General features: G+C 42.1%; 10 protein-coding genes. 3 read left to right on the forward strand and 7 right to left on the reverse strand.

Features of this window, described 5'->3' with window-relative positions; translation table 11 throughout:
• From AC04NP_RS18195 to AC04NP_RS18205, 3 genes are all read right to left on the reverse strand, one after another.
• A partial coding sequence (locus AC04NP_RS18195) for a hypothetical protein (RefSeq protein ID WP_482861346.1) occupies window positions 1-717 on the reverse strand: 717 nt, incomplete at its 3' end.
• A gap of 533 nt (window positions 718-1,250) precedes the next feature.
• Window positions 1,251-2,537, reverse strand: a complete 1,287-nt coding sequence (locus AC04NP_RS18200; RefSeq protein ID WP_482861348.1) for a M56 family metallopeptidase — start codon at window positions 2,535-2,537, stop codon at window positions 1,251-1,253.
• Complete coding sequence (locus tag AC04NP_RS18205; RefSeq protein WP_482861350.1) at window positions 2,530-2,916, reverse strand: BlaI/MecI/CopY family transcriptional regulator; 387 nt, start codon at window positions 2,914-2,916, stop codon at window positions 2,530-2,532. The genes AC04NP_RS18200 and AC04NP_RS18205 overlap by 8 nt, the downstream gene beginning before the upstream one ends.
• Window positions 2,917-3,210: 294 nt before the next feature.
• On the opposite strand from AC04NP_RS18205, the gene AC04NP_RS18210 reads away from it, so the two are divergent.
• Genes AC04NP_RS18210 through AC04NP_RS18220 form a run of 3 tightly spaced genes read left to right on the forward strand, consistent with a single transcriptional unit; the run spans window position 3,211 to window position 6,223 of the window.
• The gene (locus tag AC04NP_RS18210; protein ID WP_482861352.1) at window positions 3,211-3,537 is read left to right on the forward strand and encodes a PadR family transcriptional regulator; all 327 of its coding nucleotides are present in this window, start codon (window positions 3,211-3,213) and stop codon (window positions 3,535-3,537) included.
• 33 nt (window positions 3,538-3,570) lie between these two features.
• Entirely contained in the window at window positions 3,571-5,655 is a 2,085-nt protein-coding gene (locus AC04NP_RS18215) for an ABC transporter permease (protein ID WP_482861354.1), read from the forward strand.
• Window positions 5,639-6,223 carry an ABC transporter permease gene (locus AC04NP_RS18220; RefSeq protein ID WP_482861355.1) on the forward strand — a complete coding sequence of 195 codons (585 nt, stop codon included), beginning with the start codon at window positions 5,639-5,641 and terminating at the stop codon, window positions 6,221-6,223. Before AC04NP_RS18215 ends, AC04NP_RS18220 begins: the two co-directional genes overlap by 17 nt.
• A gap of 105 nt (window positions 6,224-6,328) precedes the next feature.
• Here AC04NP_RS18220 and AC04NP_RS18225 read toward each other — a convergent pair whose 3' ends face one another.
• The 4 genes from AC04NP_RS18225 to porW all read right to left on the reverse strand — a co-directional run bounded on the left by AC04NP_RS18225 (window position 6,329) and on the right by porW (window position 14,107).
• Window positions 6,329-7,078, reverse strand: a complete 750-nt coding sequence (locus AC04NP_RS18225; RefSeq protein WP_482861357.1) for a TIGR04283 family arsenosugar biosynthesis glycosyltransferase — start codon at window positions 7,076-7,078, stop codon at window positions 6,329-6,331.
• Window positions 7,079-7,124: 46 nt separating this feature from the next.
• Window positions 7,125-8,918 (reverse strand): excinuclease ABC subunit UvrC, encoded by a 1,794-nt coding sequence (gene uvrC, locus AC04NP_RS18230; RefSeq protein WP_482861359.1) that lies wholly within the window; start codon window positions 8,916-8,918, stop codon window positions 7,125-7,127.
• Between the two features lie 188 nt (window positions 8,919-9,106).
• The gene (locus AC04NP_RS18235; RefSeq protein WP_482861361.1) at window positions 9,107-11,455 is read right to left on the reverse strand and encodes a penicillin-binding protein 1A; all 2,349 of its coding nucleotides are present in this window, start codon (window positions 11,453-11,455) and stop codon (window positions 9,107-9,109) included.
• 3 nt (window positions 11,456-11,458) lie between these two features.
• On the reverse strand, window positions 11,459-14,107 hold the full coding sequence (gene porW, locus AC04NP_RS18240) for a type IX secretion system periplasmic lipoprotein PorW/SprE (protein WP_482861362.1): 2,649 nt from the start codon (window positions 14,105-14,107) through the stop codon (window positions 11,459-11,461).
• Window positions 14,108-14,139 lie beyond the last annotated feature (32 nt).

Raw genomic sequence — 14,139 nt, forward strand, 5'->3', positions numbered from 1 at the left:
TGAATTTTCCGGGATGGCCCAATTAAAATACAAAATTTCGCGGTAGCGGATTTCGGTTAGTTTGCCGTTGTGGTAACTGATTTGGTCTACCCAGTTGCTGTCGGGTTTGGGGCGGTATTCGTATTGTATTTCAAATGTAGGGTTGCCTTCCAGGTCAACGATTTCTTCGGTAGTAACCACACCAAACTCATTATAGGCATAGCGGTAATACTCATAAATCTCTCCATCAGCGTTGAGGTTGCCGGTTTCAAACGCGTTCCCCGCTTCATCATAGCGGTACCTGTAGCCGTAAAGCATCTCTCCGGTTTTCCTATCGATGGCGCGGTTAATTTGTATTCTTCCCAAAGAATCCAGCTCATAAATATAGGCTGTAACGATACTGTCATTTTCATAATAGTCTGCACCTATCTTTTGGCCGGCAAGATTGTATCTGTAAACCTCATAACCGTACAGTGAATCCAAATCCGATTTATAAAACCTGAGAACCACCTCCCTGCCCATCTCATCATATTCAAGTCCCTGGTTGCAGGAAAAACACTCTTTTACGCTATCTTTTTGTGGTTCTCCTCCCACCATCTTAAAAGTATAATTACGGGTAATTATCTCCCTGATTTTCAGTGGCGCCTGCAGCTCTTCATCATGGCCTTCATCCCTTCGTTGATCGCAGGATGTGATCACCAAAAGCAAAAGGCTTACTACCAAAAGTGCATTTTTCATTCTGGTTGTTTTATTTTAAGCATAAAAATAATACTATTCAGTGAATAGTAAGCTACTTCCATCAATCAGCGAAGTTACCGGAAAAGTGTCATATCAACAAATTCAATAAATCCGGGCTGTTGTCGATATAGTCATCATAAAAATCTCTCCGATGCATTTTTGCAGCACGTCTTCATCGATGTCCATTTCCTACCGGCAGTAAATCTACCGGTTCAAATTCGATGGTTCAAAATTAGATTTACTGAATGATATATTTCTCCTGGAAAATATTATCAATATACTTCAAGAATCCAGCATCAGGATGGGCTCATAGGGATTGCCGATCCATTCCCCAGCCATTCTCAAATATCAATGGCTCCCCTGGCTTTCTTGTTTAAACCGCTGGTGTAAACATGTATGTTAAAGCTGTTTACCCGGATCAAATGATTCCGGGCAAAGGCTCCAGGTGACAAAACAGTGATCGAAGTGGTAAAAATCAAGGCACATCTAACCTTTGCTTCCACAGGGCCTTCTGAATTATTGAGGAAAGTGAATTATTCTCCATCCAGCTTAAATGTGATCGGAATAGTCATTCTTACCGCTACATTTTTTCCCGCCTTTTTACCGGGGGTGAATTGCGCTAATCGGCTTATTACATATTTGACTTCCGTAATAATAGGTTCCATATTCCCGGTAGGATTATCAGCACTGGTAGCATTTTCCCCTAGATAACCAACCACAACAATTTCTTGCAGCAGTTTTTGCAAGTCGTTACTTTCCCCTGCCTCTATATTGGTTACCTTGCCGGTTTTGTCTACTAAAAAACTCACAAAAACCTTACCTTCTGCCCGATCCAACCTGGCTGATTTGGGATATTTGATATTTCTTTGTATAAAATGATACATGGCCTGCTCCCCTCCGGGATACTTGGGCATTTCATCGATTTGATGATCCGCATCTGTGTTTTCTTGGGCGAAAACAGGGCGGTCCGGAAACAATCCCACACTCAGTAGGACAAACAAAGGCACAGCAAAAAGATATTTAAGGCTTGCCCGCAGCTCTGATTGTTGCTTATTCATCATTTTCATTCGTGTTTTGAGAAGTGAATTATTAAAATAGCTCATTAATTCATTTACTTTAATTCCGACGCTTTTTTCGAAGAGCAGGCTTTGATATGCCAACTTATCCTCACCTTGTCTCAGCATATTCCTATCGGCCGCATACTCGTGCTGCGCCTGTAAAGCATTTTTGTATAGCCAGACAAATGGATTGAACCATTGAACAACAGCAAGTAATTCCACCAATATGATATCCAGCGAGTGAAATTGCGAGTGGTGATAACTTTCATGGGAAATGATGGTGTCGAGGTGTCTACTCTTCAGATCCTCCTGAGAAAGAAAAAGGATACCGAAAAAAGAAGCCGGGGATTTGATAGTTTTAGTGATAATCACGGTGAATCCATTACACAAAGTCTTTGGGGATTTGAAGTACTGAATGGCAAAACGCATGAGTTGCCAAAGAAACCTGCCCAGAAAAAATCCGGCACCGGCAAAATACATCATTTGTACGATATCAACAGTGCCAAAGGCTGAGTGATCTGTCTCGGGCGGATTTGCTGCAATCGTCAGGGGCGCAAGTAAGGCGGTTGTCAAGTATCCTTTAACCTCCACCCCAAATGACCAATTAAGCCAGGGAAAAATAAATGAGAGCAGCATAGAGGCCAGCAAGTAAAATCTGTTTAATGAAAAAAATGTTTCCTGCCTCAGAAAGCCCCAGTAAAATGTATATAAAACTGCCAATCCTATAGCAGATTTTAGCAAATAAAGACTAAACTCATTCATGATGTTTGTTTTTTCTTTCTTTCATTTGATTTTGTAGCATGGTGATGATTTCCTCAATTTCCTGAATACTCAGGTCTTCACTTTTTGAAAGGAAAGAAACCATTTTTGTGTATGAATTGGAGAAATACTTTTCCAGCAACCCGTTAAGGTGATCCTTGGTGTATTGTTCTTTGCTCACCAGTGGAAAATATTCATGAATTTTTCCATAGGTACGGTGGCTTATGAACCCTTTTTTCTCCAGTATTTTGATAAAAGTGGAAACCGTGCTGTTGGCAGGTTTGGGATCCGGCATTTCTTTCATGATGTCGGCCAAAAAGCCTTTTTGAATTTTCCACAGAATTTGCATCACTGCTTCTTCTGCCTTGGTTAACTGTTTCAAGTGTTTATCTTTTTGTTTTGAACAAAGATATAACTAAATATTTAGATAAACAACTAATTTTTTAGATTTATATTTAATTTTTTAGGCTTATGTGTTGAAGGTGAAAGGGCAGATGAGTCAGGTGAAGGTGATGTATTGGATATGTGAGGATGTTAGTTTTGGTTATTTCGTTGGTTTTGGAAGAAGATTTGGGACGATCGAGACGGTTTTCATGGGGCGTGAGATCTCTTTTTGAAAATTTTTTGTGGTCATGAAATATTTGTTTTACATTTACGCATATAATAGCAAATGATTATGAAAGGCACTTATCTGGGAGAATTTGAAGAACTGGTGCTATTGATCACCGGGATACTGTATGACAATGCATACGGAGTAACTGTGGCTAAGGCCATAGAAAACCAAACCGGACGATCAGTTTCACTTTCGGCGGTGCACACCGCTTTGTACCGGCTGGAAGAGAAAGGATTTGTAAAGTCTATGTTAGGAGGTGCAACGCAGGCAAGGGGCGGGAGACGTAAACGTATCTATGTCATAACAACAGCCGGAAAATTAGCTTTGGATGAAGTAAGGTTGATGCGTAACCGCCTGTGGGGAATGATCCCGCAGAAACCGGCTACATAAAATTTCGATATTGCAGAACAAAGATAATTGAAGATGACTTCCAAGCATAAACATCAACCTCCCCATTGGGCTAACAGGTTTTTACGATGGTATTGCCCCAATGTACTCCTGGAAGAAATAGAAGGAGACCTGATTGAAAGCTTTTACCGCCAGCTCAAAGAAAAAGGAATAAGCGCTGCAAAAATACACTACATCCTGGAAGTAATCCGCTTTTGTAATCCAGTGACCTTCAGAAAAGCCAAAAAACTGAATTTTTATCCTCATTTCACCATAAATACTACTGCCATGTTACAAAGCTTCTTTATTTCAAGCATCCGGAATTTAAAAAAGAATAAGACATATACCGTCATAAATGTATCAGGATTGTCTCTGGGCATTGCCAGTTGTATAGTAATTTTTGTGATTGCCAGATATGAAACCTCTTTTGACGACTATCACAGTAAAGCTGATCGCATATACAGGGTAAACCTCAATCAAAAACATCCCGATGGGCGGCATTTCAATGGCTTTAATTTTTCTCCTTTAGCCGCCGCAATCCGTGAGGAAGTGACGGGGCTGGAGGCTGTCACCGGCGTGCACTGCCTGTGGAGGTACCAGATCAACAAAGAAAATGATGTTTACGAGGATAAATATGCCTTCTTTGCCGATCAGGAATACTTTGATGTCTTTGATGTTAAATGGATTGCTGGTAACCAGGCGCAGGCATTAACCGCACCTAATACGGTGGTGGTCACAGATGTATTTGCTAAGAAATTTCTTGGTGGCATGGACAAAGCCCTGGGGAATACATTCCTGCTGGAAAACAAGGTAACCCTCACCGTAACGGGCATTGTAGCAGCACCTCCGACAAATACGGATCATCCCTACAGCATCCTGATCTCCTTCCCGACACTTGCTGATTTTTTACCGGAGAGTATTGATAACTGGAAAACGGTAACAGCAGGGGCCACCTACGTTGTAGTTAATGAAGATACACAACCTGACCGGATATATGCTCAATTTGATAAAATAATTGCCAAATATTTGGGAAAGGATTTCGCCAGGGACACACAGTTCTTTTTAATGGCACTAAATGACAATCACGACCGGAATGGCGAGTACAATAACTTTACCTATGATTTTCCGGTACCACTAATGATAATCCTGGCAATCGTTGCCAGCATGATTGCGCTCATCGCCTGTATTAACTTTGTTAATCTGGCCACGGCCCAGTCTTTCAACAGGGCCAAAGAAGTGGGGATTAGAAAAACGCTGGGTAGCAATCGCTTTCAATTGATTTTACAACATATGAGTGAGGCTTTCTTAATCACCCTGATGGCTGTGATAACCGGATTGGCCCTGGCAAAGGTGGGAATGTTAAAACTAAATGCCCACTTTGACGGTGATTTTCTACAGTTTAACTTTTTGCAAGAACCATCGATACTGTTGTTTATTGCTGGAATTCTGTTATTCATTACGCTCCTGGCCGGTTTTTATCCTGCCTTCATTTTATCAGGCTACCGGCCTGTGTGGGCGTTAAAGTCACAAAAAAATGCTGGGAGATCAAAAGGTTTATCATTAAGAAGGGGGCTTGTATTGATGCAGTTTATCGGGGCTCAAATACTTATTCTGGTAACAATCATTATGATCAATCAAATTAATCATTTCAAAGAACGCCCGATGGGTTTTGACTCAGAAGCGATTGTGCTGCTGCCTTATTTAATGGCCAATGAGAAGGCAGAAAACAAAGACCTGCAAAATACCAAATTTGGTCATGAATTGCAGCGGGTGTCTGGGATCCTTAGTTATACATTCGCCTATGACACCCCTATCGGAGGTGACAGGGTTGAATTTTATGGTCAGGGTGGAGAAGATAATAAACATAGGGGGACGATAAACTATGGAGATGCCTCATACCTTCAGACTTTCAACATGGAGTTAATGGCAGGCCGGAACTTTTCTCCTGATGAATTACAAATATCTCCGGAGGTGTTGGTTAACCAAACCCTGGTAAAAACTTTAGGAATAGAAAGTCCGGAAGCGGCCATTGGTGCGATTTATATGGTTAAATGGCCACGAACTGAGAATCCGGGGAGTTATCAAAGATTTTTATACCCAACCAATGCGCAGCAAGATTGATCCGTTTACCTTGCAATATAAATCTGAAAAGTTCGCAGGCACTGCCATAAGCATTGCCACTGATCATGTACCCGAAACCCTGGCAGGTATTGAAAAAGCCTGGAAATCAGTGTTTCCTGATTACCTTTGCAAGTATACATTCATGGATGAATTATTAAACCGAAGGTATGGGTTTCTGAATACCATGTTTACCTTTCTTAGCATGGGCGCCCTGCTGGCCATATTTATTGGTTGTCTTGGTTTATATGGATTGGTTTCTTTCATGGCCATACAACGCACCAAAGAAATCGGAATCCGGAAGGTTTTGGGTGCCAGCGTATCCGGTATTTTAAAGATTTTTACCAGAGAATCCCTAGTGTTGATATTAATCTCCTTTGTGATTGCCGCGCCGATGGCGCGCCTGGCAGGTATTGCATTGTTGATGGAATTGCCTGAAAGGGTGACACCTGGTGTCGGTATATTTGTATTAACCTTGGCAGCGACATTATGTATTGCCGGTGTTACGGTGGGTTATCGCTCTTTCAGAGCTGCATCTCAAAGTCCGGTGGATAGTCTGAGGAGTGAATAAACAATGGTAGGGGTCAGGGGGGAGGTATCAGGGGTCAGGTGAAAGGGGGGGATCTTTTTATCGAGGCGGGCCTCACTTTACCGATCCAAAAAATAGTAATCCAACCTATCCGGTCCCGATACAATGGTCAAAGCAGTAAGCAACAACCGGTAACAAGGTCCAGGGTTTACCGAGTAAAAAGCGGTAAATCTTCAAAAGGAAATGCTGGGAGCCACCTAGCTTGTATAGCATATAAATCAGGTAATAGCTGAATTGCAGACGGAAAACCCCATGTTCCATGTATTTTCTGGAAGAGGTTACCACCACTTTGTTTATTAGTTTAAAACTGACGTATTTTTTAAGGCGGGTAATCACCTCATTGTCTTCCAGGATTTTCATTTCACGATCGTAACCTGCAATATGTTCAAATGCCGTTTTAGTAACAAATAAACTCTGATCACCATACCGGAAAGCATTCAGGTCAAACCGGGAAAACCAGGCATTGAGTTTCAAAAACCAATGTGAGCTGTCAAAAGAAAGCTGGTAACATCCCGCCTCAAAATTTGCCTGTATTGCTTCCTGCAAATCGTAAAAGAGGCTTGCCGGGGGAAAGGTATCGGCATGCAAAAAGTAATAAATATCGCCGGTAGCTGTCTCGGCACCCAGGTTTAGCTGGGTGGACCTGCCCTTAAGCTTTGGCTGCAACACGATGGCTCCGGCATCTTTGGCCAGATGCACAGTTCGGTCTGTACTCATTCCGTCAACCACGATGATTTCCTTTGAAAAGCCACCGGTTTCAAGACCGTTGAGATAACCGATCAGCTTTTGGATAAACCTTTCTTCATTTCGTGCCGGAATGATGATACTGATCTTCAAGGCCTGTTCTTTTGGTCAAACCTGTCAACCGCGGATTTTGACCTGTTCATGAGGTCTGAAAATAAGCTTTAACCACAGCCGCCTTCTTCTCTCCAACCGCCTCGGCCAGGAGCTCCATAGGTGCTTCCTTGATCTTTTTTACTGATTTAAAAACAGTTAACAGTTTGTCAACTGTCTTCTCCCCCACACCGTCGATCGACTGTAACTCGCTTACCAGGCTTTTCTTGCTGCGGGTATTCCTATGAAACGTGATGGCAAAACGATGCGCTTCATCCCTGATTTTTTGCAGCAATCCTAAAGAAGGGGATTTTTTATCTATATGCAAAGGATACGGGTCCTCCGGGTAGTAAATCTCCTCGAGGCGCTTGGCGATGCCAATAATTGGAATTTCCCCATACAATTCCAGATCCTTCAGGGCGTTACAGGCGGCATTTAATTGCCCTTTACCACCGTCAATAACTATCAGGTCCGGTAACGGCGCCTTCTCTTCAAGCAGTCTTTTATACCGGCGGTGATTTATTTCATACATAGAGGCAAAATCATCGGGGCCTGCAACGGTTTTTATATGATATTTTCTGTAATCTTTCTTGGAGGGCTTGCCATTTTTAAAGCACACCATCGAAGCCACCGGGTTGGTGCCCTGGATATTCGAGTTATCAAAACACTCGATGTGCAAAGGCATATCTTTCAGTTGTAAATCTTCCCTGAGTATTTCCAATACCTTGTTCGATTGTTTTTTACTTTCCCGGGTTTCGTTGAGCTTTTCCTTCTTATAGAATAAGATATTTTTAATGGAGAGGTCAATGAGTTTTTTCTTATCTCCTATTTTAGGCAAGGTAACCGTAACTTCTTCAAGCGGTAGTTGTAACGGCAGGTTACAAAAAATTTCAGAGGAAGTGCTTTTGTATTTGTGTCGCTGGTCTATAATGATCATCGCCAGTAAATCCTCATCTGTTTCATTAAGTTTTTTCTTTATTTCCACTGTATCTGTTACTGTGATAGTGCCATGGATAATTTTCAGGTAGTTGACATAGGCGGTTTTATCATCGCTGATAATTGTGAAGACATCCACGTCAGTCAGCTTTTGGTTCACAACCAGGGATTTCGCCTGGAATTTCTCCAGTAGATCGAGTTTGTCTTTCATCAATTGTGCACGCTCATAGGCCATTGTCTGTGCAGCTTCCTGCATTCGCTCTTTAAAATAATTTCTCACAAGGCCGAGATTCCCCTTTAAAATATGGGTGGCCTGGCTGATGTCCTGGTTATATGCTTCTTCATGCTGCAATCCTTCGCATGGCCCCTTGCAGTTGCCGATATGATACTCAAGACAAATCTTGTATTTTCCTTTCCGTATGTTTTCTTCCGATAAATTTAAACTGCAGGTACGGATGGTATAAAGACTTCTGATTAATCCCAGAACACTTTTCATGGCTTTAACACTGGCATAGGGCCCAAAATACTTGCCTGCTCCGGATATCTTTCTGCGGGTTGAATAAATTCTGGGAAATCTCTCATTGGCTACACACAGGTATGGAAAGGTTTTGTCATCTTTCAGCCGGATATTGTATTTGGGTAAATTGGTTTTGATGAGGTTGTTTTCCAACAAAAAGGCATCGAACTCAGAGTTAACAATGGCATACTCAACCGCAGCAATTTCTGAAACCATGCGCACCGTCTTCCTGTCGAGCTGGGATTTGGTAAAATAGCTACTGACCCTTTTTTTTATATTCTTGGCCTTCCCAACATATATGAGCGTATTTCCGGCGTTAAAAAACTTATAAATTCCCGGTTGATCGGGCAATTTCGCCAACGACTCCTTATTCCTTTTATTCAGCTCCATAAACAGGGGTTGATGCTATGCTTTTTTTAACAGCGGAAAAGTAAACTATTCCGCAAAGTTAACAAAAACGGCAAAGAATTTAGCTGACAGAATGATTAAAAAGCCAATACCTTAAGCGGATGCACTTAAGAACGGCTTCACAATGAAATGGTACTTACTTGTTTCTTAAGCCGTAAAATACAGGCTTTTTAAAAAATATCTTCTTCCTTAAATACATCTATTGTATCCTGTCCCACATTCAAACTGTCAGCAGGATCGACATTTAACCCTTTGTATTTGTTGCAATCCAATTCTACCGGCAGCCTTTTTAACGGTTTTTCAAAAGGCCCTTTTTCATAACCCAGCGCTTCGTCAGCATAGACCTTGGTCATAAACTTTTTGTAAATAGGCAGGGCTGTTCTGGCACCCTGACCATCGACCCAGGTACGGAAATGGATACTTTGATTATCTCCTCCTACCCAGGCTCCGGCTACGAGGTCTTTGGTCACGCCCATAAACCATCCATCCGAAGCATTTTGTGTCGTTCCGGTTTTGGCACCGATTTCATTGTCATAAATCAGGTCACGCCCAAGGCCCCAGCCGGTACCGCCTGCCACCTGCGTGGCCCCCATCAACATATGCAACATCACATAGGCATTTTCTTCGCTCAGGGCCTGTACGGTAGTTGGGGTGGGGTTGTATAAAATATTCCCGTTTTTGTCTTCAATACGGGTAATAAAAATCGGCTCGGTCCAAATGCCTTCATTGGCAAAAGTGCTGTAGGCACCCACCATTTCATAGACAGAAACCGGACTTACACCAAGACACAAAGCGGGTACCGGATCGAGTGGGCTTTGTATTCCCATCGCTTTGGCTTTGGATGCTACATTTTCTGGTTTGAGCCTTTTCATAAGAAAAGCGGTGATTTGATTAATAGAACGCGCCATCGCCTCACGGATTGTCATGATTTGTCCATCATATTCATGGGTCGAGTTCTTGGGTGTATAAGTGGGCGGAATCTGCCCGGGCGCAGAAAAGGTAACAGGCACATTAGGCACTTCCATACAAGGTGAATAACCATATTCTATCGCTGTTGCATAAACAAAAGGTTTAAAGGTAGAGCCCGGCTGTCGGTAGCTTTGCTTGACATGATCCAATTTAAAGTATTTATGACTGATGCCACCTACCCATGCTTTTATTTGCCCTGAATGTGGATCCATCGCCATGAATCCGGTATTCAAAAATCGCTTGTAGTATTTTAACGAATCCATAGGGCTCATCAACGTATCGATTTCCCCTTTCCAGGAAAATACTTTCATGGGCCTTTTTAAATTCATCATGATATCGACCGAATCTGCATTTTTTCCATATTGTGCCACCAGCTTTTTGTAATGTTCGGTAAGTATTGACTGGGATTCGATAAATCCCTTGATTTCCTGCCAGTTCTCATCAATCCACGGGTTGCGACCTTCCCAGTGCTTGTTGAAATGCGCCTGCAACTGGCTCATATGCTCATTGACAGCTTCCTCTGCATATACCTGCATCTTACTGTCGATCGTAGTGTATATCTTCAATCCCCCTTCGTAGAGATCCTGATTGTTTTCCCGGGCCCATCTTCGCAAAAAATTCCCTGCTACCTTCCTAAAATAGGGGGCAGGCCCTACGTTTTGGTTATCTACGTTGAAATCCAGCACCAGTTCAGAGTCCTGCAGTGAGTCGGATTCTTCTTTGGTGATGAACTCGTATTTTTCCATTTGCCTGATGATCCGGTTCCTTTTTTCCCTGGCCCGTTCCGGATGTCTCCTTGGATTAAACCTCGATGGGGCATTGGCAAGACCTACCAGAATCGCTGCCTGCGGGATGGTAAGGCTGTCCGGGGTAGTGTTAAAATAAGTTTTAGCCGCCACTTTGATACCGAAGGCATTATTGCCAAAAGGAATGGTATTCAGGTACATGGCCATAATTTCTTCCTTGGTATATTTGGATTCCAGGATCACCGATAATATCCACTCTTTGGTTTTGATGATACCCAGAGACAGTTTACTGCGGTCATTGGAGGTCAGTATGCCCTTATATTTATCGGGATCTTCGGTGCCCCTGGTATCGAATAAATTCTTAGCCAACTGTTGCGACAAAGTACTGCCCCCTCCCAGCCTTCGGAAGGTCAAAACACCACTGGCCGCCCGGAGAACTGATTTCAGGTCGATTCCCGAATGATCATGGAACCGGATATCTTCGGCTGCCAGCAAGGATTCTTTCATAGCCTCGGAAAGATCTTTATAATCGACCGGGGTACGGTTGCTGTTCGGCCTGAAATACTTACCCAGCAAAATGCCGTCAGCAGAATATAGTTCTGAAGATAGTTCATCCTCAGGATTATCCAGTTCTTTCAGGCTAGGCATGCCGCCGTATAGATTGAACAGGTTGATTTTAACGGTAAATACATAAACCGGCACCATCAACAGGCCTATGGCAAATGCAATCCAAAGCCCTTTGATAATTTTCCGGTAGATGTTTTTTGAGGTGGTTTTTTTTGACTTTTTCTTCTTTTCTGCCATTATCTAGTTGTAATGTTTTTCAAAAAACGATAAATAGTTATCGATATCTTTGGTTTGATAGAAGATGTCGAAATTATCTTTTGTAATCACAAAATTACTAAAATCCAGTGTATTTAAACCTTGGAGTGGCGTATTCTCACTGTTAAATAAGTTAAAAAACGTTAAAGCCTCAGACCGGGTATTAAATTGATTTACTACAATCATTGATTGGGAGCCTGTCAATATTAACTGGGCAAATTTCAGGTTCTGTTCCGGAAAATGCTCCTTGATAAAATTTTCAACCCTGGAAGGCAGTTCATCTTCACCATAAGCTTCAAAATTATATACCAGCACAAAGGAATGGTTTTGATCAAAATCCTGAATGAACTTGACAGCTTTGGAGGTTTGCACTTCTTTCAACAAACTGCGTGAAGACGCCAGCAATTCTTCCGCATATTGGTTTAAATCACTTTCCGGGTATTTTTTCGGAAACTGCGACAGGGCAGATTGATACCTGTAAACGCCATCTGTTTTTCCGATAACCAGAATTTCCAGAAACCTTAAATTATCGGTAAAATCATTTTCCTCAATACCTGCCAGGGCACTGTTAATAATTTGAGTAGTCGTGTCATACTCACCCTTTTCGTAGTATCTGTAAGCCTCCTGATACACTTTTTTCAATCTTTCGCTGGCCTGCTTGCTTTCTTCCTGATAGTTAGGGTTAATCAGTATTCTGGCATATATGGAATTGGGGAACTCCTCCAGAATTCTGGTTTTATATTCCTCAAAATTACCACCTTCTATGCCTTTGTTAATGAGATACATCTGATATAACACTTCCGGTTTATAGTCAGAGGCCGGATACCTCGTTAAAAGTGTATCAAATGTATGCAGGGCATTTATTTTTTCCAGCAAATTAAAATTGTAAATATTACCCAGGTTATAAAAGGCTTCCTCAAGCATTTGATTAGCCCTGGCCTGTGCCACTTCGGAAAATGGAATAGTGCCATACAGCTCATTTTTTCTTGCTGCCCGTGCGGCAGCCTGGTCGACCTCCTCGGGTTGTTCTTCCGAACCGGCAACCTCACCCCGGGCCAAAGGGTCTCGCGATGCCTCCAGTATTGTCTCCTTATTGACCCTTCGCCAGTTATCTTCGAGCGTCCTCGTTCCCCACCTTCTGCGGAACTCGTTCTGGCCTATGCTACGGGCCGAATTATTGTAAAAATACCAACTCCCGCTATCCCCTTCTTCATTGTCGCCTCTGGTAAAAGCATTGTTTCTTTGCCCGAAATCCGCACCAAAACTCCGGGAACTATTGCGTTTTTTTTTAGCTTCTTCTTCAGCCTTTCTGAGTACCTCCTGCTGCTCCTCTTCCAGGATTATCTCATCGAGGTAGCCACTTAAAGAAAGGGAATCCATAGCTGCCAGGGCCAGGAGGCTATCCTGCATCTGAATGGTATTGAGTTGCTTCACAAAGTCCTCCAGCACTTTTTGCCTTTCCTCAATTGATTTATAACTTTCCTCATCTTTGGGCATTACCTGAACCGTACTATCGTAATACAATTTTGCCAGTTCAAAATTTTTCAACCTTTCATAATTAATCTGGCCTAACCGCCAGTATGAATAACCCTTTTGCCGGTTGTTGCTGACGCTGGCGGCTACTGAAGCCTTGTAATATGCTATGGCCTGATCGAGATTTTCCCGTTTTATCTCAAATTCTGCCATATCGTAATATATTTTATCTTCAAATTCCTTGTTTTTCGAGTCTTTAAGAAGTTTTTGATAAAACTTCCTGATCTTTTTGAGGTCTGTCGTTTTCGACAATTCGAAAACCTGTGCCCGTTTTAACCCTGCATAGAAAAATAATTCGTAATCGGGACTACTTTTAATACATCTTGTATAATAATCATAGGCTTGCGCATCAAAACCAAGAGACTGATACACCTGCCCGATAATAAAGTATATTTTAGCCCGCCCCTCCGATTTTTTCATTAATGGTGCAGCCTTGACCAAATTACTCACAAGGCTGTCCAGATCATTTCTCTTCTGGTGCAGGTAAGCCCTGTTCAGGTAAAGCTTTTTTTTGTTTTTCTTACTCAATCGCTCTTTCCGCAAAAAGTCCGATACAGCGATCGCATTATCGTCCTCATTGTAGTCGATGTAGGTGCGTATCAGGTGAATGAGGGCCTCGTGCCGTACATCCCGGGATTTTTGATCCTTTGCTTTAGCGGTATTTTTGTTGACAATCTTGTAGGCAGTAACAGACTTTTCAAATTCCCCCAGATAATAGAGACTCCTGCCTAAAAGTATGTAGCTGGGCTCTACCATGTTGCTGTTTTTATGCCAATCAATGGCTTTGGAACTTTTTTTGATGGCATCTTCCAATTGGGGTTTTAACCCTTCGATGGTAGCCGAATCAATAACAGGATAAATTTTCAGTACCTTATTATAATTGTTCTGATGCTGCTCTTTAAGCGTTGCTTCAACCTTTTTAAGATGTTCGTTGGCAATAAAGTAAGGGTTAAAACGGGCAGTAACATTATGATAGGTTTTGCTTATGGCATTATTTTTTTCTGCTGAACATCCGGCAACTATCACTATTAACCCCAGCACCAATATAAATAAATGATGATTTGAGCGATCCAAGCTAATTAACTTTTTTACTCTTTTCAAACGTCAAAAATTGCAAAATAATACGATAATTT

Source organism: Agaribacillus sp. DX54 (assembly GCF_056858335.1).